Below are 20,683 nucleotides of genomic sequence, written 5' to 3'. Positions count from 1 at the left end.
CGCGATTTATTTAAAACTTTGAATTAACAGGTACGTTTTGTCTTGTTTAGTTTTCAAAGATCATTACAATGGAGCGGGTGATGAGAATCGAACTCACGACATCAGCTTGGAAGGCTGAGGTTTTACCACTAAACTACACCCGCATTTGTATTGGCGCGCCCGAGAGGAGTCGAACCCCTAACCTTTTGATCCGTAGTCAAACGCTCTATCCAATTGAGCTACGGGCGCTTATCAGGCGACTTAACTATCATACTACCAAACAGTTATGATGTCAAGTGTTTTTTATTTCTTTTCGAAGTCTTTTTCTCGACTTCATTTATTATACACGATTTTGAGAATTTGTAAAGTCTTTTTTCAAAAGATCATTTTCTCATTTGTCGTTATCGCTTTGTTCATCAGCGACGTTTAATAATATACCATTCTCTTTAAATGAGGTCAACACTTTTACGAAACTTTTTTCTCATTTATTATTCCCTTCTATATAATAAATAAAAAAGCAGGATTCCTAGGAACCCTGCGTCTATTCAGATTACCCGCTCACCTCAGCTTCTGCGCTATTACGATCTGTTTTTTCATAAGCACGGAAGTTTTGTTCAAGCTGTTCGAGCGACAGACCTTTCGTTTCCGGAAGGAACCTTTTCACAAAAATAACGGACGCTATCCCAAACAGGACAAAAATGAAGAAGGTTGCAGACAATCCTATGTTTTCGAGCAGGACCGGAAAAGTTAAACCCACAAGGAAGTTCACGATCCAGAGGCAGAAGACAGTGACCCCCATACCAAGCCCCCGCAATCGAAGCGGGAATATCTCCGACAGCATCAGCCAGGTCACCGGAGAGACAGCCCCCTGCTGAAACGCAAGGAAAGTGACTGTTAATGAAAGAACCACATAAGGAAGAGCAGGCGATCCTTTCAGCACGACAGACAGAACTCCGATCAAAAGCAGCACCGCAGTCGTTCCGATCAGCCCCGTCATCAGCATCGGGCGGCGGCCGACTTTGCCGAGAAGCCATATTCCCACAAAAGTCGCGAGCACCGAAATCACACCGTTGGCAATATTGCCGATTAATGCGGCTTTTGTCTCGAAACCGGCATCTTTTAAAATTTGAGTTCCATAATACATAATTGAATTCACGCCGGTGAGCTGCTGCACTACCGCAATTCCGATCCCGATAAACACAATGCGGCGCACCCACGGAACGGCAAGATCCTTAAAGGTGGCCTGCTCCATCTCAGCTTCCTTATGAAAGGCAGATTCAATCTCAGCGAGCTCAGACTTCGCTTTCTCTTCATTCCTTATTCGCCGGAGAACGTGCAGAGCATCTTCTTTTCTTCCTTTAGAAACCAGCCAGCGCGGACTTTCAGGAACTTTCAGCATACCGAAAAACAAGAATACCGCCGGAAGGGCCGCGATAACGAGCATATAACGCCAGGCGTGAGAGGTATCACCAAGCACATTGCCGATGATAGCATTACACGTGAAGGCAAGCAGCTGGCCCGTTACAATCATCAATTCATTTTGGGTAACCATTCTCCCTCGGCTTTCCGCCGGCGACATTTCAGCCAAATATGCCGGAACGGTTACCGATGCTCCCCCAACGGCAAGCCCCAGCAGAAAACGGGAGATGATCATAACCGATACGTTAGGCGCCAGTGTACATCCAAGCGTCGCTGCAAAGAACAAAACGGCAAGGATAAGGATATTTTTACGTCTGCCGTTATAGTCCGACAATCTCCCTCCGAAAACTGCTCCGATCGCAGCCCCCAAGAGCAGGGAGCTCGCCACCATCCCTTCAGTCAAAGCCGTAAGATTAAGCTGGTCAGCTTCCGCCATAAACGGCAGCGCCCCATTAATTACACCTGTATCGTAACCGAAAAGTAGACCCCCGAACGTCGATACTAAAATGATGGTTCTTAAAAATGAATGCTGGCTGCTATTTTTATTCATCTTCAAATCCTCCTAGTTTTTACACAGAGATAATATCGGAATATTCAGTTATCAATATTTACACCTATAACGTCTGCATACAAGTTCTGACCGTCCAAAACAGTTATATAAGAAGAAAATGATCTGAAAGCGTTATCATTTATAGTGATTATTCGCTCTCCCCTCTCGTCAAATTGTTATTTTATAGTTACTTTGTAGTGAAGTTATAATGATATTATTGGTACTTATGTTATTATCATAATTTTAAAAGCGCTTTCAGTCAATAAATATTTCAGAAAATTTTATAACTTACCTTTATATTACCTATATGTAATCAATTTATATTTTTAATCAACTCATTTTCACTATATACTCAATAGTTAATCTCTTTTCAATAAATAATTGATTATATATTGAAAACCCCCAATCAGCAGTTGGGGGTTTTTGTTTTATTCTTCGTTTATCGTAACGATCGTTCTCCCTCTCGCTTCTCCTTTTAAAAGGGCAGGAAGCGTATCCGGCAGCTCTTCAAGTGTAATTTCCTTTTGAATAAAGGCCTCCAGATCTGCAGGCTTGAAGTCATCAGCTAAACGCTGCCATGTTTTCTTTCTTGTCTCCATCGGACAGAATACGGAATCAATTCCCAAGAGACTGACGCCGCGCAATATAAACGGAAAGACTGTAGCCGGGAGTTTCGTTCCCGCTGTCAGTCCGCTTACAGCAACTGATCCGCCGTACTGAATCTGGCTGAGAACTGAAGCAAGCGGCTCACCTCCGACCGGATCGACGGCCGCTGCCCATTTTTGTTTTTGCATCGGTTTTAACGTGCCGTTATACACTTCGTCACGGTGAATGACCGTCTTTGCTCCGAGGCTCTTCAAATAGCCGCTTTCTTCCTCTTTTCCCGTACTGGCCTCGACCTCGTAACCTAAGGTTGAAAGAATGGAGACGGCAAAGCTTCCGACGCCGCCTGTCGCTCCCGTCACCAGCACCTTCCCTTTTTCAGGAGCGGCATGGTTTTCTTCAAGACGCTGGACGGACAATGCGGCAGTGAAGCCGGCGGTTCCGATCGTCATGGCTTCTTTAAGTGTCAGACCTTCAGGCAGCGGCACGATCCAATCTGCCGGAATGCGGGCCATCCCGCTATAACCGCCAAAGCGGGAAACACCTATGCCGTAGCTTGTCGCAATGACTTTGTCCCCCTCTTTGAAACGGGCGTCATCTGAGGAAACGACGATTCCCGCTAAATCAATTCCCGGCACGAAAGGATACGACGTTACGATCTTGCCGTCAGGAGTGGCAGCCAAGCTGTCTTTATAATTCACCCCTGAGTAGCAAACCTTAATCAGCACTTCACCCTCGGGAAGGTCCTGAACCGCCAGCTCCCGTACGCTGACTGAAAACCGGTCTTCACGTTGATCGACTACTAACGCTTTAAATTGATCTGTCATCACTACGTCTCCTTAAAATGAATTGAATGGCTTTGAAAAAGCATAAAATAAGTTTGATTTGTTTTCAAATGTCCTGCCCCGTGTAGTATGATCAAAAGTAAAAACAGCGAAAGAGTGGTTACGCATCATGTCTGATAAACAAAACAAAGATAACAAAAACAACAACAGCGGCAATCAGCCATTACCGGACATTATTCATACCGCCGTTTTCAAGGCGCCGATACAAGTTGTCTGGGATACGGTCTCCACTGCGGACGGCCTGTCTCTCTGGTTTATGCCGAATGATTTCACACCTCAAGAAGACAGTGAGTTTCAGCTGGAATCTCCGTTCGGTCCCTCTCCATGCAAGCTGCTGGATATTGAAGCGCCGTACCGCCTTTCTTTTTCGTGGGATACGGAAGGCTGGATCGTTTCTTTTGTCTTAAAGGAAACGGAAAGCGGAGATACGGAATTCACTCTCATTCACGGCGGATGGAAAGAGCCGGAAGCCGTCATCAATAAAGTCAATCGGAAAAGCTCCGAGATTCACAGTACGATGGATCAAGGATGGAACGGGCTTGTCAACACGAAACTTCGCGGGGCGGTTGAGGCTTAACACAAAAGGACGGACACGCTTTCCGTCCTTTTTTTGATGCCGATACATAAAAACTGACTTTGCAAAGACACTAACAGAAGAACCGAAAACTTCTTTCAGGGGGCGCTGTTTATGTATTATTACAAAGAAGAGCTGATCAATATCATTAAACCGGACAAGCCGGACCCGGCCGCGGCCAAGGTGCTTCAGGAAATTTTAGGCGGGCACTACGGAGAAATGCGGACGATGATGCAATACTTTTTCCAAAGCTCTAATTTCAGAGGAAAAGAAAAACAGTTCCGTGACCTGCTTCGCGGTGTATTTTTAGAAGAGATCGCACACGTTGAACTCGTCCAAAGTACGATCAATGCGCTGCTAGATGAAAGCGGCGCTGAGGGCGCCGGAAATCAGGCAGCAGATCAGGCGCCGCTTGACGAAGCGGTGAAACACGCCAATCCGCACCATTTTATCATCGGGGCGCAAAGTTCTCTTCCTGTAGACGCCGGCGGCAATCCATGGAACGGGTCTTGGGTATACAACCACGGGAATCTGATTTCCGATTTATTGGACAATGTCGTGCTGGAATCAACCGGCGTGCTGCAAAAGACGCGCATTTATGAAATGAGTTCAAATCAGACGTTCAGAGAAACACTCGGTTTTCTGATCGTCCGTGACAACGCCCATCAAAATGCATTTACAAAAGCGTTGGAAACACTGGGTGTCGAATGGGGCAAATTATTTCCCGTGCCGAATTATGATATTGAAAAATACCCGGAATGCCGAAAATTCGTTGAGATGGGTTATCATAATACCCAATTTAATTTCAGACTGGATCCGACACGGATCGGAGAAATTCTGCAGGGAACGACGCCGAGCCGAAACGGCGGCGAATTAAGTGTGTCCGAGCCTCCTAAAGGTTTCCCCGTGCCGGAACTTCCCGAGCTTCCGAATGAGCACAGCCCCGGACTGAAAGATATGAACTTGTAACAAAAAACGCCTGTTTCGGGCGTTTTTTGTTTTTCTGAATATGAGGTTTGAATGTGTTTAAAACGGGGAATATAAGCCGGGAGATCTTGCCATACGGCCGTTATTATAATGTGAGCACATTGCTGTACATACTTCGTTTCGAAAGTTGTCCTAATTTTCCAGCCGGCCGGCTGGGTATGTTTGAATGATAATGGGAATTATGTAAAGAGAACAATGTCTTTTCTAAGGAGGCAGCGAATGTCTAAGCAAGGAAACTTCCAGAAAACTATGTCACTTTTTGATCTTATTTTAATCGGCATGGGAGCCATATTCGGTTCGGCATGGCTGTTTGCCGTCAGTAACGTCGCCTCTAAAGCGGGCCCATCAGGCATTTTTTCCTGGCTGATCGGCGGGGGAATCATCTTATTGATCGGCTTGGTTTATGCGGAACTGGGCGCCGCGCTGCCGCGGACCGGGGGAATTATCCGGTATCCCGTATATTCACACGGGCACCTGGTCGGATATTTAATTTCCTTTGTCACCATTGTGGCATACACGAGTCTTATTTCTATAGAAGTCACGGCAGTCCGCCAATACGTGGCGTATTGGTTTCCCGGTTTGACCGTAAAAGGCTCCGATTCTCCGACAATTGCCGGGTGGATATTGCAATTTGCGCTGCTCTGCCTGTTCTTCCTCCTCAATTACTGGAGTGTCAAAACCTTTGCGAAAGCAAACTTCATTATTTCGATTTTTAAATATGTCGTACCGATTACGGTAATTGTGGTACTGATTTTTCATTTTCACCCGGGCAATATGACCGTTCACGGATTCGCGCCTTTCGGTTTTACCGGAATTCAGGCTGCGATTTCCACAGGCGGCGTCATGTTTGCATACCTTGGGCTGCATCCGATTGTGGCTGTCGCGAGTGAAGTGCAGAATCCGAAGCGGAACATTCCGATCGCATTGATTGTCTGTATTATCGTGTCTACTATTATTTACACCGTGCTGCAGCTCACTTTTATCGGGGCGATCCCGGCGGATACCCTGAAGCACGGATGGCCGGCTATCGGGACTGAATTCTCCCTTCCGTTCAAAGATATCGCCGTTTTGCTCGGTTTGGGATGGCTGGCGACATTGGTCATTTTAGATGCGATTTTATCACCGGGCGGTAACGGAAATATCTTTATGAATACGACTTCACGTCTCGTCTATGCCTGGGCCAGAAACGGAACATTATTCAGCATTTTTTCTAAAGTCAATAAAGAAACCGGGACACCGCGTGCCTCCCTTTGGCTTTCGTTCGGTCTGGCTGTTTTTTGGACGCTTCCGTTCCCTTCTTGGAACGCTCTTGTCAACGTATGCTCCGTCGCATTGATTCTGTCTTATGCGATTGCGCCGATTTCTTCTGCGGCGCTGAGAGTCAACGCGAAGAATATTAACAGACCGTTTTATTTAAAAGGGATGAGCATCATCGGACCGCTGTCGTTTATTTTTACCTCTTATATTGTATATTGGTCCGGATGGCGCACCGTATCCTGGCTTCTCGGTTCTCAAATTGTCATGTTTCTGATCTATCTCTGTTTCAGTAAATATGCTCCCAAAGATGATGTCAGCATACGGCAGCAGCTGAAATCAGCATGGTGGATCGTCGGCTTTTATGTCATGATGCTGATTTTCTCCTATCTCGGCTCGTTCGGCCACGGGTTGGGCATTATCAGCAATCCGCTTGACCTGATTCTGATCGCCATCGGTTCGCTCGGTATTTATTACTGGGCAAAATATACGGGTCTGCCGAAGGCTATGATCGACAGTGATAAATGACGAATGCCGGAAAGAAGTATGGTCTTCTTTCCGGTATTTTTATTTTAAGGGATGACAAAAAAGCGAACATGCGATAAAATGAATGACAGTCATTCATAAAAGGAGGAACCCCTCTATTGGCAAAACAAAGCTCGGGAAAATACGAAAAGATCCTGCAAGCCGCGATTGAAGTCATTTCTGAAAAAGGATTAGACAAAGCATCCATTTCAGAAATCGTCAAAAAAGCCGGCACGGCCCAAGGTACGTTTTACTTATATTTTTCTTCTAAAAACGCACTGATATCCGCGATTGCAGAAAACCTGCTCGACACTACGCTGGACAGAATAAAAGGGAAAACGGACGGTTCTGAAGATTTTTGGACGTTGCTGGACATTTTGGTAGATGAGACATTTCACATCACCCGGCTTCATAAAGATATTATCGTTCTCTGTTATTCCGGTCTTGCCATCGATCATTCAATGGAGAAATGGGAAGCCATTTATCAGCCTTATTATTCCTGGCTGGAAGGCGTGATCAATACGGCCATTGAACAGGGTGAGGTCCACAGCGGCATTCATGTCAGATGGACGGCCAGAACGATTATCAACGTTGTCGAGAACGCGGCTGAACGGTTTTATATCGGCTGTGAACAGGATGTCGATCTCGAAGTATATAAAAAAGAAATATTCAGCTTTCTCAAAAGAAGCTTGCAGAAATGATTGGCGGAGACCGATCATTTTTGATCGCCGTAAAAATGACTGACATTCATTCATAACTGAGGTGACTGTATCATGTATTGGCTGCTTGTATTGATAGCCGGACTGTTAGAAGTCGTTTGGGCGTCCGCCCTGAAGCATGCGGATTCGCTCTTTGATTGGATTGGCATTTTCCTTCTGATTGCCGTCAGCTTTCTGATGCTGATCCGCTCTTATAAAAAAATTCCGATGGCTGCCGCATATACCGTTTTTGTCGGAATAGGCACCGTCGGCACATATGTAACGGGCGTCATTTTAGGCGAATCGTTTTCAATCGGGCAAATATTCTTTTTGGCTTTGCTGTTGTCCGGCATTTTAGGAATGAAGGTATTTACGAAAGAAACTGAAACAAGGGGTGAACATTAATGGCATGGCTGCTGTTATTTATTGCCGGAGCGGAGGAAGTTGTAGCGGCCGTTGCCATGAAACATATTGACGGTTTTAAAAAAAAGTGGCCGCTGATTGTCATGGTAACAGGCTTTATGCTTTCATTCTTTTGCCTTTCTGGAGCGATGCAGGTTCTTCCCACAGGTGTCGCGTATGCGGCTTGGACCGGCATGGGAAGCATCGGCGTTTCGGCCGTGGGCATACTTTGGTTTAAAGAAAAATTCAATCTGTCACAATTGGTGTCTCTGGGGCTTATCCTCATCGGTGTCATCGGCTTAAAACTGACAGCGTGACGGCCTGAGACAGCTTTTTAAATAAAAAACAAAGGACCCTAAGCGGGCCCTTTGTTTTTTTATGCTGTTTTGATCTGTTCCGCTTTTCCCGCTCCGACTCCGAAAATGAAGATCAGAACGGAGACTGCGATCAGCATGAATAACGGAACCGTCCAGCCGCGCGTGATGTCATGCAGCAAACCGAATACGAGCGGCCCGAACGCGGCAAGCAGGTATCCGAATGACTGTGCCATGCCGGAAAGCGCCGCGGCTTCATGAACATGCCGGGTCCGCAGGCTGAAGAACATCATCGCCAGACTGAACGCACAGCCTCCCGCAATTCCGATCAAAATGACCCATAGCGGAGTGAGAGCCGGGCTTCCGAAAAGAACGCCGGCAATGCCGATAAGGAAAAATAAAGCCGTCAGTCCGGCGAGTGCGCGCTGATTTTTCATTTTAGCGGCAGCGATCGGCACGATAAAAGTAATCGGCAGGACTGAGAATTGCATTAATGAAAGCATCCATCCCGCCTTACTTGAGCTGAGTCCATTCTGCTGAAGAATTTCCGGCAGCCAAGCGATGACGGTGTAAAAAATAAGGGATTGCAGCCCCATGAACATCGTCACCTTCCAAGCCAGCGGAGACCGCAGCAGACTGCTTTTCTTCTCTCCGTTTGTCCCAGTCGTGCGGACGGGCAGTTCGCGTCCTCGCATTTGCGGAATCCACATGACAAACGCAATGAAAGAAAGGATAGCCCAGCAGCCGAGCGCGCCTTTCCAGCCTAACCCCGCTGAAGAGGCGATCGGCACGCTGATGCCGGATGCAATCGCGCCGCACAGATTCATAGAAACCGAGTAGACGCCGGTCATGATGCCTAAATTTCCGGGAAACTTATGTTTAATGAGACTCGGCAGCAGGACGTTGCATACGGCGATCGACAATCCCAACAGGATCGTTCCGAAAAAGAGAGTGCCGATTCCGGCGATGGAGCGCAGCAGAGTTCCGGCTGTCAGGACAATTAATGATGACAGTAAGACAATCTCGGTCCCGAAGCGCCGGGACAATAAAGGAACAAACGGCGACAGACATGCAAAGGCCAAAAGCGGCACTGTCGTAATGGTGCCGGCAGCCGCATTGGTCATGCCGAGGCTGTCCCGAATTGAGGAAACGAGCGGTCCGACCGATGTCAGAGGCGCTCTGAGGTTGGCCCCTATCAATATGACTCCGATGACCAGCAATATCAGTTTTTTACGCTGACTTGCTTGCAGAATTTGATGTTCGTCTTTAATTTTCATGTTCATCCTCCATGTGTATTGTATCTTTAAATACTCTGATGTATTGGTTGACGGCCTCCATGGCCTGATCCGGTTTCTGTCCGATAATCGCGGCGGCAAGCTGGGTGTGGATCCGGATAGCAGGGGTGATTTCCAACAGGTTATGGACTGACGCACAAAGCGCCTCCGTCATATGCTCGTATAGATCAGAAAGCATGTTGTTATGGGCCGCCTGTACAATTGTTTTGTGCAGCTTAATGTCGGCTTCGGCATACCGTTTTCGATCTTCATTTTGCAAGGCCGCTTCACATTCATCCAAGCATGCCTTCAGTGCTTTCAGGTCTTCGTCATTACGCCTTTCCGCCGCCAATCGTGCAGCTTCTCTTTCGAGTGCGTACCTGACTTCTAATGTTTCAAGCAAATTTGATTTTTTAATATGGCGGTAAAATGCCGCGCCGAGAACACTGGATGAGCTGACATACGTACCGCTCCCCTGCCTTGTCTGAAGCAGGCCGGCATGTACGAGCGCCCGAATGGCCTCACGCAATGTGTTTCGGCTCACATCAAATTGCTTCATTAAATCCAGCTCAGGGGGAATGCGCGTCCCGACCGGCCATTTATCCGATTGAATTAACGATTCAATTTGCGCCACCACTTGTTCTACGAGCGACAGTCTGCTTGTTTTGGATATCTCCATCAAAACACCTCTGAAATTTGTAGGATGATTCTATCATTGGGTAATATAACATAAAAGAAGCGAAGATGTAAATCAGCGGCAACAAAAAAAAGAGTGAGTTTTTCTCTCACTCTTCGGCGCTTTATGAACGTTTTATATTGACTGAGGTCACGACAAACTTGTCATGACGGTGGCGGGAAAATGAATATTCAAAGGGAGTGCCGTTGTCCAAAAAGCCTACATGCTCGACTTCAAGTATCGGGTCATCCGGCCGGCAGCCGAGATATTGCTGATCCATATCATCCGACTTGCACGCTCTGATTTTTCTGTGTGAGCCTGCGATTTTGAGCTGGAGTTCCCGCGTAATATGATCGTAGATGGAATGGTTGAGCACCTCGTCATTAATGCCGGGTATAAGGCTCGCCGGCATGTACGTTTTTTCAAGAACGTACGGTTCGCCTTCAACGATTCTGAGCCTCACTACATAATAGACGGGAGTCTTTTCATCGATGGCCAAATGTGCGGCGACATCTTGAGACGGAAACTGCACTTCAAACCGGATGACCTTGCTCTTGATATCTTTGCCTTTTAACAAATTGCTCAAGCCGAGAATTTCGTTGCTGACTACGTGAACGTGTTCATCCTGCATGGCTGATTGAATGATAAACGTGCCATGCCCTCTTTTTCTGAAAAGCATCCCTTCAGCCGCAAGTGTATCAAGCGCCCGCTTCATCGTCATCCGGCTGCACCCGAACTCCGCAGCGAGCGTCTTTTCATCCGGGATCGGCTGATCTATGTCATATACACTGCTTTTAATCCTCTTTCTCATTTCGTTGGCGATTTTTTCGTACTTATTCATCGGTTTCCTCCGGCTGTATAATGTTTGATCTGTATAGACTCCTTACGGTTATCATAAATTTTTTTCCCTGCTTCATCAATGACGTTACAGCCGCCGATATTGAAATTTGAAAGGATTTCCTCGAATTTTCTATGGAATCTCCCTCACTATTATGGTAGAATTTTTTGCAGAAACGGACACAACCGAATATTGCATACATTGTATAACCTCAATGATATGGTTTGAGGGTGTCTACCAGGAACCGTAAAATCCTGATTACAAAAATTGTCCCGTACACTTTTTGTAATCAGGATTTTTTATTTTCTAAAAAATAAAAAAAGGAGTATCTGTACATGAATTTCAAAGTATTTCTGCTTGCAGCATCTACCATCGCAGTCGGATTGGTTGAATTAATTGTGGGCGGTATTCTTCCGCAAATCGCTTCCGACTTAGATATATCCATCGTCAGCGCGGGGCAGCTGATCAGCGTGTTTGCGCTCGGTTACGCGGTATCCGGCCCGCTGCTTTTGGCAGTGACGGCAAAGGCTGAACGAAAGCGGCTTTATTTAATCGCACTGTTTATTTTCTTCCTAAGTAATCTGGTCGCTTATTTCAGTCCCAATTTCGCCGTACTTATGGTGTCACGGGTGCTCGCTTCCATGAGCACAGGGCTGATTGTCGTCCTTTCTTTAACGATTGCTCCTAAAATCGTGGCACCTGAATACAGAGCGCGGGCGATCGGCATCATTTTCATGGGGTTCAGCTCCGCAATCGCTTTAGGCGTGCCTGTCGGTATTATCATCAGCAATGCCTTCGGATGGCGCGTTCTGTTCTTGGGAATCGGCGTATTATCTCTCGTTTCCATGCTGATTATCAGCGTCTTTTTCGAAAAAATACCTGCTGAAAAAATGATTCCGTTTCGTGAGCAGATCAAGACGATCGGGACCGCCAAAATTGCCAGCGCACATCTTGTCACCTTGTTTACATTGGCGGGGCATTACACACTCTATGCCTACTTTGCGCCTTTTTTGGAAAGAACGCTTCATTTGAGTTCCGTTTGGGTCAGTGTATGCTACTTTTTGTTCGGTCTGTCAGCGGTATGCGGCGGCCCGTTCGGAGGCTGGCTGTATGACCGCTTAGGGGCATTTAAAAGCATCATGCTTGTGACCGTTTCTTTCGCTCTGATCCTGTTTATTCTTCCGCTGACAACGGTTTCTTTAATCATTTTCCTGCCTGCGATGGTGATCTGGGGATTGCTCAGCTGGAGCCTTGCGCCGGCGCAGCAAAGCTATTTAATCAAAATTGCACCTGAGTCTTCCGATATTCAGCAAAGCTTCAACACGTCCGCTTTGCAGATCGGCATCGCGCTCGGGTCAGCCATCGGCGGCGGCGTGATCGGACAAACCGGTTCAGTCACAGCAACAGCCTGGTGCGGAGGTTTGATTGTCATTATCGCTGTCGCGTTAGCTGTATTCTCTTTAACGAGACCCGCTTTGAAAAGAAAATCCGCATAAATGTGAGACCGCAAAAAAGCCAAAGGAGTTCCTTCGGCTTTGGCGGTCTTTTTATTTTGCGGCAGCAAGCTCGTCTTCTGTCACCCATTTATGATTGGTTACTTTTTGGCCGCCGTCAGTCGGTGTATAGTCGACCATATAAACGGTTGTCTTTTTAGCTGAATCAATAACGGCTTCGGCGCCCTTCATGCCTTTCATATGGGATGCCTCGATCACGGCCTTGTCACCCGGTTTTAACGTTTTATTACCGGCGCCCTTCAGCTCTTCCTGAATGACCCATTTATGATCTTCGACGCGCTTTCCTCCCGTTTCCGGAGTGTAAGATACACTGTAAACCGTTGTATCATAAGCACCTTTTACGGTTCCTTGCGCATTTTTCATGCCTTTCATATGAGAAGCTAAAATCATGACGTCACTGCCGACCTTATAAGTCGGATTTTCGGCCTTCTTTAAACCTTTCGGCACCTCGGATGAACCTGAGTGACTCATGTCTTCGTGAGAGTGCGTTTCTTTGTCTTTCGCTTTTTCGCTTCCTCCTGAAGATTGGCTGTTGCATCCGGCAAGCGCCAGAACGGGGATCAGGAGAAACATGCTGAATAAAAATAGTCTCGCTTTCATTTCAAGAACTCCTTTGCCTTTTTGATTTTTCACTTTCCCTTTCGTTTCTTCGGTAAAACAAAAAGATGGCCTGTCATTTCTCCTAATTCTTCAAATCTCTCTTTATTGCCTTTCATCAGGTGAAATTGTTCACAAAATGTACACATTAATGGAGATGCAGTATAATTCAATTATCAGATAATAGGGGGAACTCATCATGAAAACGAAGGTTTTTGCGGTGGTATTGGGCGCTGTTTTAATGATTGCGGGGTTGGTTTTGGCAGAAGTTTCGCTTTATATGGAATACATCACAATGCTCGGAGCTATGATTTTTTCTTCTATATTTATGTCAGAGCCGAAAAGAAAATTTCGCGTCATCAAAGGGGTTTGACTTTTCTATTACCGCCGTCTTCTCAGGACGGCGGTTTTGTTTTGCATGTCACTCAGTCTATCCGCACAGCCGTTTCTTCTGTGCCGTCCTGATATAAAACAAAATGCGGGGCTGTTTGTGCTTTATCACCTGCAAATCCAATTTCAAGCGGCAGCGCCCTGACAAAATAACGGGTTTCCGTCATTGGGAATATTTCGAATGGTGTCTGCCCGTCTATTGTAAGATACAATCGGTTTTCTTTTACCGCCACCGATGCATGTGTGTCATCCTGAAATGAGTAATTGCCGGTAAATCTGCTGTAAATCGCAGGATCGATATCTGCTTTTTTCTGATCTGCCGGACGTTTCGGAATCACATATGGCTGATCAAATAAGATGTTTACAGCCGCGGCAATTACAGCTTGTTCAAATTGATACGATTGTTCCATATTGCTGAGATAAATCAGTGTTTTATTCTGGTCAATATACCGGATCATCAGAGTTGAATAGCCCGGCCAGCCTCCGTCGTGACTGATAACCTTCCCTTTTTGCCGGCTGTTTTGAATCATCCAGCCAAATCCGTATCCGAATTGCTCTTCTTCATTCCAATAGCCCGGTGTAAACGCTTGATTTTTAGACTCTTTGCTGATGATTTCTTCCGTATAAAGAGCCTGATCAAACAGATATAAATCTCTAATAGCGGAGTTAACGGTTCCGTCACCTTGAATTCCGTCAAGAAAGACGACATAATCAGTTTCCTCAAGTTCATCCGGCAGCACATATTCTCCGGAATGAACATCATACACATAGCCATATGCATAGTTCGGGATGTTTTCTTTACTCAGCCTTCTGTTATAAATCCGCGTATCGTGCATACGAAGCGGATGAAATACGGCTTGTTTCATAAATTCAGCAAAACTCATGCCTGATACAATTTCTATAATAACCGCTAACACCACATACCCCGTATTACTGTACAGCCACTCCTTGCCCGGCGGGAAATAAGCATCCGGCTTATGCTGCTTAAGCATATCGATCACATCTTGATTAACGGCAATTCTGTCCCGGTCCCAATGTGTTAAGAACAACTCCATATAGTCCGGCAATCCTGACGTATGATGGAGTAAATGCCGAATGGTAATGCCCGGATAAGGAAAATCAGGAAGCCACTGCTCTATCATATCGTCATAACGCAGCTTCCCTTGCTGCTCTAAAATGATAACGCCCAAAGCTGTAAACGGCTTCGATACTGAGGCCAATTCAAAGACCGATTGGTCATTCAGCATCCTCTTTGTATTCAGTTCTGCAGCGCCGAATGCCCCCTGGTATAAGATGCGGCCGTTTTCCGCTGCCAATACAGCGCCGTTTATTTCATGCCTTTCGTCTAAAGTGCTGAAAAGCTGTTCAAACGCTTGTTTTTTCTTATCGTTCATTTCACGAACCTCCATATACAAGCTGATTTACTCTTTTATACGAACGGCCGCTATAGAAGTTTCAATATTTTCCCTTCTCGAAACACCAGTCAGTATACTGCCGCTTCAGGCAGCCGCGGAGGTTTGATGAATGTCTTTTATTCACACAATACTGTGCAGGCTTCAAATTCAACATGCTTCTCGTCTTTATTTGCACCGGCAATTTCCATGGTCGAAAACATCGCGCAGACGACGGCTTTGTATTCGTTCATGACGGTTTGAATTTCAATCAGGAACCGTTCGGATGAAGCCGCGTATTCCGTTACGTACTCTTTCATTTTGCCGATAATATCATCTGCCTGACGGCTGAAGCCGGCCGCCTCCAAGTCACTCTCAAACTGGTTTTTGTTGATCATATGAATATGCATTTTTTAAAGGCTCCTTTCAGCAGCATTTTGTGGTTATATCTACTGTAAAGGACAGGCTTGGATAAACTTTTAATAAAATATGAACAAAGTATGAATTGGCTCATCGGCCTGACCGGCGGGCTTTCGGCTGTGCTCCGTTTCATTTGGACTACCTGAAATAATGACTTCTTTACTCTGTTAAAAACAGCTCATATATGATCTAATACCAGTAAAATGTTTAGGAGGCGGCCTATGTCAGCAGCAGGAAATCGGCAAAAATTTTGGGTCATGGCGATGCTTATAGCGGTCTTTGCCGTGTTCGTTTTCTCTTTTTCTGAGAATCATTCACAAAAGGACTGGCACACGGCGGTTGACCAGGCGTCAGTGAATGTCTTCGGCCAGCAGATCTTTGAAAAAGACCGTCTGGCAAAAACACTCGACGCACGTGAGGCAGAATCTCTTCTGACTCTTGTGAAACTTGCAAATGAAGAACATCACATCATCTAAAAGCCATTATAAAAAGCCTGTTTCCCTTTGGCAGAGGAAACAGGCTTTTTCCATGTATTATTGAGCATGTTTTTGTTCAATAAACCGGTCGATCCGGGCCAGAACATCCTTCATGTCCGTACATTCTTTAAAGCTTTCATTAATGGCTTGAATGCCTTGTTTGTATTTTCCGTTATGCAGCACTTCTTTCGCGGCAAGCTTTACCTTTTCAGCGCTCACTTCATCTTTTTGCACGGTATAGCCTGCATCCAATTCAGTCAGGCGGCGCGCAACCATCGGCTGGTCTTTATCGTGCGGGATGACGACCAGCGGCACTTGATAATGAATGCCTTCATTTACACTGTTCATTCCGCCATGCGTGACAAACACATCGGCTTGCTCCAGCACTTCAAGCTGCGGCACGTACTGGGCGATGATAAAGTTTTCCGGCGCCTGTTTGATTTTCGACAGATCGGCTTTTTCCCCGGCGGCAATGACTACTTTTCCTTCAAAATCTGAGAACGCGTCTATGCACAGATTGAAAAATGCTTCCGTGTCCCCGAGCACCGTTCCCATTGAGATATAAATGACTTTTTCATTCTTTAATGAGTCAATCGGGAAGTCGACGCGCCCTTTTCTCTTCGGAAAACTTGGACCGATAAATAAATACTCATCTCCGAATGTCTCACTTTCGGGCTGAAAATACCTGCTTGTATAGACGACGTTCAATTCACCTGTGTTGTTCATAAATTGAACCATGCTGTCAGGGGCGACACCGTATTTGTCTTTCATCTCGGCCAACAGCTCTTCACATTCCCTGTCCGGCTGAAACGGCACGCCCGATTCCGGGTGGAGCGGCAGTATTTTCAGACGGTCTTCATTGAATAGGAAGGATGCTGAAGAAGAGATGCCGGGAATGTTGAGATAATCCCGCACCAGCTCTCCCGCACCGAATTTATCATAATAGACGGCGTCGAATTGAATGTCCTCTGCCAGCCGCTGCACAATATGTAAAATCTCCAGTGACGTTTTGATATGAACCTTTAAAAATGCAAGTATGCCGGACGGACTGCCGGGATCAATAGGTGTCATTCTGAGCAGATCGCTGTGAAGATGAACTTTCGCCCCTACTCCTTCCAGTCTGCTTTTGTATTTTTCCGTTGAGATATAATGAACGTGATCGCCCCGTTCGCTGAAGGCCTTTGTCATACCCAAAGTCGGGTTTACGTGTCCTTCTGCGGGAAAATTGATCATCAGAATATGTTTCGCCATTTTTCAAACTCCTTTGCCTTTTTTGCGTCTCTTCCATATCCATCATAAATGACGCGGAAAAAATCATGCAAGGAACATCCGTCAGGTCTTTATGACGGTTCGATGACATCGGCCCAAAAAAAGACAAGGCTTTTCACCTTGTCTATCGTGATGATTCGTCTGTTTCTCCCGCTTTGAGCACGCCTTTCAGATGTTCTTCATCATGCTTGAGATGCTCCGTCATATATTGCACAGCTTTTGTTTTATCGCCCTTTTTTATTTCTTCAAAGACTTTCCGGTGCTCATGCAGGATAACCTCCGCACGGTCATCGCCTTTAAAATTAAGAACTCTGCAAAAATGAATCAGCACATTGACATGCTCAAGCAGCATGGCCAGCCGGCTGTTGCGGCTGAAATCCACAAGGAGCCGATGAAACGACTCGTTTAAGGAAATAATTTCAGTCTCTTTGACGCCTTTATTGATGGCTTCTTCCGTCTCCCGCAGCTGTTTTTCAATGAGGTCAATTTCACTCTCAGCCGCTTCATCAATAACGAGTTCGACCGCCAGTGATTCAAGTGACATTCTGATTTTATAAATCTCTTCAACATCCTTAACGGACAAAGAATAAATGACAAAGCCGTTTCGATCGTCTGCCGTCAAAAGCCCGTCCTTTTCAAGGAGCCGCATGGCTTCTCTGACCGGCGACCGGCTGACTCCGAAATCCTTGGCCAGCTGAGTCTCATTCAGCCGTTCACCCGGTTTAAAAATCCCGTCAAATATCATTTTTTTCAATTGGGAATAAAATTGCAGATAATACGGGATTGGCTTATCTAATTTAAAATTATCCATCTTTCCTACCTCTTCATACAATTTAGGCCTTATTGTTACCAAGATCATATAACAGTTTATCTATGGAAGCAACATTCCCGAGCTTGTCAGCATATCGGATGTGGCGTAATATGGAATTATGATGAACGACGGTCGACGGTCTGCCGTAAACCGAAAACAATTCATTCAGAGGTGACGGAAACATGAAAACTTACAAGATTGCCAGCATACCGGGGGACGGTGTGGGGAAAGAAACAGTTCCGCAAGCGGAGCGGGTGTTGAACGCGATCGCCGAATTACATGGAGGCATTGCCTTTGATTTCACTTCTTTTCCGTGGAGCTGCGAGTATTATTTGGAGCACGGGACTATGATGCCGGATGATGGATTAGAAACGTTACAGCACTTTGATGCTTTGTTTTTGGGAGCGGTGGGGAATCAAAAACTCGTCCCCGATCATGTTTCGCTGTGGGGGCTGCTCATCAAGATACGCCGGGAATTTGAACAGGTGATTAATGTGCGGCCGGCAAAGCTCCTGCCGGGAATCACTTCCCCCCTCGTTAACCCGAAGGATTTTGATCTGATAGTCGTCCGCGAAAACAGTGAGGGCGAGTACAGCTCTGTCGGCGGCAGAATCTATCAGGGTGAGGACGAAATCGCCATACAAAACGCGGTCTTTTCCCGCCGGGGTACGGAAAGAGTGATGCGGTATGCTTTCGAACTGGCGGCAAGTCGGCGGAAACACGTCACAAGCGCGACGAAATCAAACGGTATTGTTCACTCGATGCCGTTCTGGGATGACATCTTTAAAGAGGTCAGCCGGGAGTACGCCGGGATTGAGACGGATTCCCAGCACATCGATGCACTGGCGGCCTTCTTTGTCACGCAGCCGGAACGCTTTGATGTCATTGTCGCTTCGAATCTGTTCGGAGATGTGCTGACAGATATCGGCGCGGCGATTATGGGAAGCGTCGGAATCGCCCCCGCAGCCAACATCAATGTTAACGGCAAATATCCTTCCATGTTTGAGCCTGTTCACGGCTCCGCCCCGGATATTGTCGGAAAAGGAATTGCCAATCCTATAGGCCAAATATGGACGGCGAAATTAATGCTCGATTCATTCGGAGAAGAGGAACTGGGCCATCTCCTCTTACAATCTATTGAAACGGTCACAAACAGCGGCATTCTGACTCCTGATGTCGGCGGAAAACATTCAGCGGAAGACGTCACTTCCGCTATTATTTCTCAAATCAAGAACAGATAATACGAAAAAACCGCGGGCAGGAAAACTGCACAGCGGTTTTTTTTCGTCTCAGACGGGACGGACCGCACAGAAACAGGCCGATTCACCTGTGAAGCCCGCAATACGGCCTGATTGATCCTTTTCTACAGAAAAAAACCGCTGTATATCACGAGGAGCATCCAGCATCTGTTTTTCCAGTAATGCGGCTTTCTCTTCAGTCAGGCCTGCCCGTTCACACCAGACGGTAAATTGAAATGGTTTCAAAAAGCAGACAGCGGATTCAATCCGGAAGCCGGCTGTCTCCAGAAAACGGAGCCATTCTGTTTTTTTCCACGCCCGAAAGTGGCTCTGATCCCGTTTCTTTTCAATGTCATTATAAAAATGGTCATATTCATCCTTTTCAGGTGCGGTATTGTCAATGAGAAGCAGTCTGCCGCCCGGTTTGACAACCCGAAACGCTTCATGAACAAAGGCTCTGACATCGGGAAAATGATGCGCCGCGATTCTGCATGTGACGATATCGAAAGCAGCATCGGAAAATGGCATCTTTTCAGCATCGCCATTTTCGAATGACACGTTCGTCCATCCGTTTCCGGTTATAAATGCTTCAGCGGCTGCTAACATTTCTTCCGTGAGGTCATATGCGATAACAGAGCGTACGAGAGGAGCGAGAGCGTTAGCCGTATGTCCGCCTCCCGTCGCGATATCCAGCACGTCCATATGCTTTTCGGCACCGGAAGCTGAAACGAGATACGCCAAATCCTCTCCTGCGGCGTGTCCTGGACTAGTCACATATTTCGCGGCGTTTTTGGCAAATTGCCGCTGCGCCTGCTGTTTAATTGAATCCTCCATGATACTCGGGCCCCCTTTTCTTTCTGTTTGCTGCCTTAATCAAAATAAACGGGTTCGTCCGGATGTTTGAGATATGCAAACATCCTTTCAATCTGACTTTCCGTATTGCGGGCTTCAGATAGCGGCGGCAGTTCCGTTTCCGCAAAAAAGCCGGCCGCGCTTGTTTCCGTTCCCTCCCTGAGCCGGCCGCCGATGATCTCGCATTTGATAAACACTTTGTAAACGTGGGCGGCGGACGGCGGATGGGAATGGCATTTCTTATCCATTACAGCTAACAGTTTAACGGGCTTTACGTCGATTCCCGACTCCTCTTTTACTTCTTTGACAGCGGTCTCGCCCGGAGAAATCCCGATATCAGCCCATCCGCCCGGCAGCGCCCATCTGCCGTCGTTTTTCTCTCTTACCATTAATATGCTCTGATCTTTAAAAACTGCCGCTCTGATATCAACTTTCGGAGTGGGATAGCCCGTGTCACCGGCGAATACGTCTTTAATGATTCTTTTGTCGATGCCGGTATGATGCGCCATGATATCCACGCTTATTTTTCTTATTTCTTCAAATCTCTCAATATCATATATGTCTTTGGAATAAGCCAGCCCCGCTTGCGCCGCGGATTGAAGCTGTTTTGCCCATTCAAGCCATTTTGGCTCCATTTTTTCACCGCCCGTTATATTAATTGACGAAAGCTTGAGGGTCCGGGTATTGCACCTTGAGAGTACCGGTGCCCATGATCCGTTTCTGCTCCTTGTTTTCTGTTTATGGAGGGGCGAATCCTGCCGGGAAAACAGAAAAAAGCCATTCATTT

22 protein-coding genes, 2 tRNA genes and 1 riboswitch are annotated in these 20,683 nt (G+C 46.5%); of the genes, 10 read left to right on the top strand and 14 right to left on the bottom strand.

The annotated features are described in order from the left end of the window. Window positions 1-69 precede the first annotated feature (69 nt). From ACNFN4_RS21820 to ACNFN4_RS21805, 4 genes are all read right to left on the bottom strand, one after another. Window positions 70-143, bottom strand: a tRNA-Gly gene (locus tag ACNFN4_RS21820). A gap of 8 nt (window positions 144-151) precedes the next feature. Further along, window positions 152-228 (bottom strand) — tRNA-Arg (locus tag ACNFN4_RS21815). Window positions 229-529: 301 nt separating this feature from the next. Next, window positions 530-1,948 (bottom strand): sugar porter family MFS transporter, encoded by a 1,419-nt coding sequence (locus ACNFN4_RS21810; protein ID WP_448200469.1) that lies wholly within the window; start codon window positions 1,946-1,948, stop codon window positions 530-532. Window positions 1,949-2,376: 428 nt separating this feature from the next. After that, complete coding sequence (locus ACNFN4_RS21805; RefSeq protein WP_021495014.1) at window positions 2,377-3,378, bottom strand: NADPH:quinone oxidoreductase family protein; 1,002 nt, start codon at window positions 3,376-3,378, stop codon at window positions 2,377-2,379. A gap of 127 nt (window positions 3,379-3,505) precedes the next feature. Here ACNFN4_RS21805 and ACNFN4_RS21800 point away from each other — a divergent pair, with 127 nt between their 5' ends. The 6 genes from ACNFN4_RS21800 to ACNFN4_RS21775 all read left to right on the top strand — a co-directional run bounded on the left by ACNFN4_RS21800 (window position 3,506) and on the right by ACNFN4_RS21775 (window position 8,153). Further along, window positions 3,506-3,973, top strand: coding sequence for an SRPBCC family protein (locus tag ACNFN4_RS21800; RefSeq protein ID WP_017419162.1), 468 nt, complete (start codon window positions 3,506-3,508; stop codon window positions 3,971-3,973). 111 nt (window positions 3,974-4,084) lie between these two features. Then, window positions 4,085-4,939, top strand: coding sequence for a manganese catalase family protein (locus tag ACNFN4_RS21795; protein WP_014417059.1), 855 nt, complete (start codon window positions 4,085-4,087; stop codon window positions 4,937-4,939). Between the two features lie 237 nt (window positions 4,940-5,176). Further along, window positions 5,177-6,739 (top strand): APC family permease, encoded by a 1,563-nt coding sequence (locus ACNFN4_RS21790; protein ID WP_017419163.1) that lies wholly within the window; start codon window positions 5,177-5,179, stop codon window positions 6,737-6,739. A 116-nt stretch (window positions 6,740-6,855) separates the two neighbouring features. Continuing rightward, on the top strand, window positions 6,856-7,437 hold the full coding sequence (locus ACNFN4_RS21785) for a TetR family transcriptional regulator (RefSeq protein WP_007409294.1): 582 nt from the start codon (window positions 6,856-6,858) through the stop codon (window positions 7,435-7,437). A 72-nt stretch (window positions 7,438-7,509) separates the two neighbouring features. Then, the gene (locus ACNFN4_RS21780; RefSeq protein WP_003156023.1) at window positions 7,510-7,839 is read left to right on the top strand and encodes a DMT family transporter; all 330 of its coding nucleotides are present in this window, start codon (window positions 7,510-7,512) and stop codon (window positions 7,837-7,839) included. Further along, window positions 7,839-8,153, top strand: coding sequence for a DMT family transporter (locus ACNFN4_RS21775; RefSeq protein WP_003156024.1), 315 nt, complete (start codon window positions 7,839-7,841; stop codon window positions 8,151-8,153). The genes ACNFN4_RS21780 and ACNFN4_RS21775 overlap by 1 nt, the downstream gene beginning before the upstream one ends. A gap of 59 nt (window positions 8,154-8,212) precedes the next feature. On the opposite strand, the gene ACNFN4_RS21770 is transcribed toward ACNFN4_RS21775, so the two are convergent. The 3 genes from ACNFN4_RS21770 to ACNFN4_RS21760 all read right to left on the bottom strand — a co-directional run bounded on the left by ACNFN4_RS21770 (window position 8,213) and on the right by ACNFN4_RS21760 (window position 10,941). Then, entirely contained in the window at window positions 8,213-9,427 is a 1,215-nt protein-coding gene (locus ACNFN4_RS21770; protein ID WP_017419164.1) for a CynX/NimT family MFS transporter, read from the bottom strand. Continuing rightward, the gene (locus ACNFN4_RS21765; protein WP_014417058.1) at window positions 9,417-10,103 is read right to left on the bottom strand and encodes a FadR/GntR family transcriptional regulator; all 687 of its coding nucleotides are present in this window, start codon (window positions 10,101-10,103) and stop codon (window positions 9,417-9,419) included. The genes ACNFN4_RS21770 and ACNFN4_RS21765 overlap by 11 nt, the downstream gene beginning before the upstream one ends. 121 nt (window positions 10,104-10,224) lie before the next feature. Then, complete coding sequence (locus ACNFN4_RS21760) at window positions 10,225-10,941, bottom strand: GntR family transcriptional regulator (protein ID WP_014417057.1); 717 nt, start codon at window positions 10,939-10,941, stop codon at window positions 10,225-10,227. A 178-nt stretch (window positions 10,942-11,119) separates the two neighbouring features. Further along, window positions 11,120-11,219: riboswitch (purine riboswitch) on the top strand. Window positions 11,220-11,273: 54 nt separating this feature from the next. On the opposite strand from ACNFN4_RS21760, the gene ACNFN4_RS21755 reads away from it, so the two are divergent. Next, window positions 11,274-12,434 carry an MFS transporter gene (locus ACNFN4_RS21755; RefSeq protein ID WP_007409299.1) on the top strand — a complete coding sequence of 387 codons (1,161 nt, stop codon included), beginning with the start codon at window positions 11,274-11,276 and terminating at the stop codon, window positions 12,432-12,434. 51 nt (window positions 12,435-12,485) lie between these two features. Here ACNFN4_RS21755 and ACNFN4_RS21750 read toward each other — a convergent pair whose 3' ends face one another. Next, on the bottom strand, window positions 12,486-13,052 hold the full coding sequence (locus tag ACNFN4_RS21750; protein WP_448200468.1) for a YdhK family protein: 567 nt from the start codon (window positions 13,050-13,052) through the stop codon (window positions 12,486-12,488). 196 nt (window positions 13,053-13,248) lie between these two features. Here ACNFN4_RS21750 and ACNFN4_RS21745 point away from each other — a divergent pair, with 196 nt between their 5' ends. Then, window positions 13,249-13,422: a hypothetical protein gene (locus ACNFN4_RS21745; protein ID WP_007409301.1), complete on the top strand. Its 174-nt coding sequence runs from the start codon at window positions 13,249-13,251 to the stop codon at window positions 13,420-13,422. Between the two features lie 52 nt (window positions 13,423-13,474). Here ACNFN4_RS21745 and ACNFN4_RS21740 read toward each other — a convergent pair whose 3' ends face one another. Both ACNFN4_RS21740 and ACNFN4_RS21735 read right to left on the bottom strand, forming a co-directional pair. Continuing rightward, complete coding sequence (locus tag ACNFN4_RS21740; protein WP_448200467.1) at window positions 13,475-14,833, bottom strand: serine hydrolase; 1,359 nt, start codon at window positions 14,831-14,833, stop codon at window positions 13,475-13,477. Between the two features lie 137 nt (window positions 14,834-14,970). Continuing rightward, on the bottom strand, window positions 14,971-15,240 hold the full coding sequence (locus ACNFN4_RS21735) for a hypothetical protein (protein WP_007409303.1): 270 nt from the start codon (window positions 15,238-15,240) through the stop codon (window positions 14,971-14,973). Between the two features lie 231 nt (window positions 15,241-15,471). On the opposite strand from ACNFN4_RS21735, the gene ACNFN4_RS21730 reads away from it, so the two are divergent. Then, window positions 15,472-15,726, top strand: coding sequence for a hypothetical protein (locus ACNFN4_RS21730; protein WP_014417054.1), 255 nt, complete (start codon window positions 15,472-15,474; stop codon window positions 15,724-15,726). Between the two features lie 57 nt (window positions 15,727-15,783). Here the strand turns inward: ACNFN4_RS21730 and ACNFN4_RS21725 are convergent, their stop codons facing one another. Both ACNFN4_RS21725 and ACNFN4_RS21720 read right to left on the bottom strand, forming a co-directional pair. After that, window positions 15,784-16,977: a macrolide family glycosyltransferase gene (locus ACNFN4_RS21725; RefSeq protein WP_017419169.1), complete on the bottom strand. Its 1,194-nt coding sequence runs from the start codon at window positions 16,975-16,977 to the stop codon at window positions 15,784-15,786. A 142-nt stretch (window positions 16,978-17,119) separates the two neighbouring features. Further along, window positions 17,120-17,806: a GntR family transcriptional regulator gene (locus ACNFN4_RS21720; RefSeq protein ID WP_022552677.1), complete on the bottom strand. Its 687-nt coding sequence runs from the start codon at window positions 17,804-17,806 to the stop codon at window positions 17,120-17,122. Between the two features lie 182 nt (window positions 17,807-17,988). Here ACNFN4_RS21720 and ACNFN4_RS21715 point away from each other — a divergent pair, with 182 nt between their 5' ends. Further along, window positions 17,989-19,047, top strand: a complete 1,059-nt coding sequence (locus tag ACNFN4_RS21715) for a tartrate dehydrogenase (RefSeq protein WP_072177732.1) — start codon at window positions 17,989-17,991, stop codon at window positions 19,045-19,047. A 48-nt stretch (window positions 19,048-19,095) separates the two neighbouring features. Here ACNFN4_RS21715 and ACNFN4_RS21710 read toward each other — a convergent pair whose 3' ends face one another. Continuing rightward, the gene (locus ACNFN4_RS21710) at window positions 19,096-19,878 is read right to left on the bottom strand and encodes a class I SAM-dependent methyltransferase (protein WP_448200466.1); all 783 of its coding nucleotides are present in this window, start codon (window positions 19,876-19,878) and stop codon (window positions 19,096-19,098) included. Between the two features lie 35 nt (window positions 19,879-19,913). Continuing rightward, window positions 19,914-20,531: an NUDIX hydrolase gene (locus tag ACNFN4_RS21705; RefSeq protein ID WP_448200465.1), complete on the bottom strand. Its 618-nt coding sequence runs from the start codon at window positions 20,529-20,531 to the stop codon at window positions 19,914-19,916. Between the last annotated feature and the right edge of the window lie 152 nt (window positions 20,532-20,683).

It is taken from the genome of Bacillus sp. N1(2025) (assembly GCF_053470005.1).
Note: the sequence above shows the minus strand (reverse complement) of the source record. Positions and strands in the feature narration are given on the sequence as shown.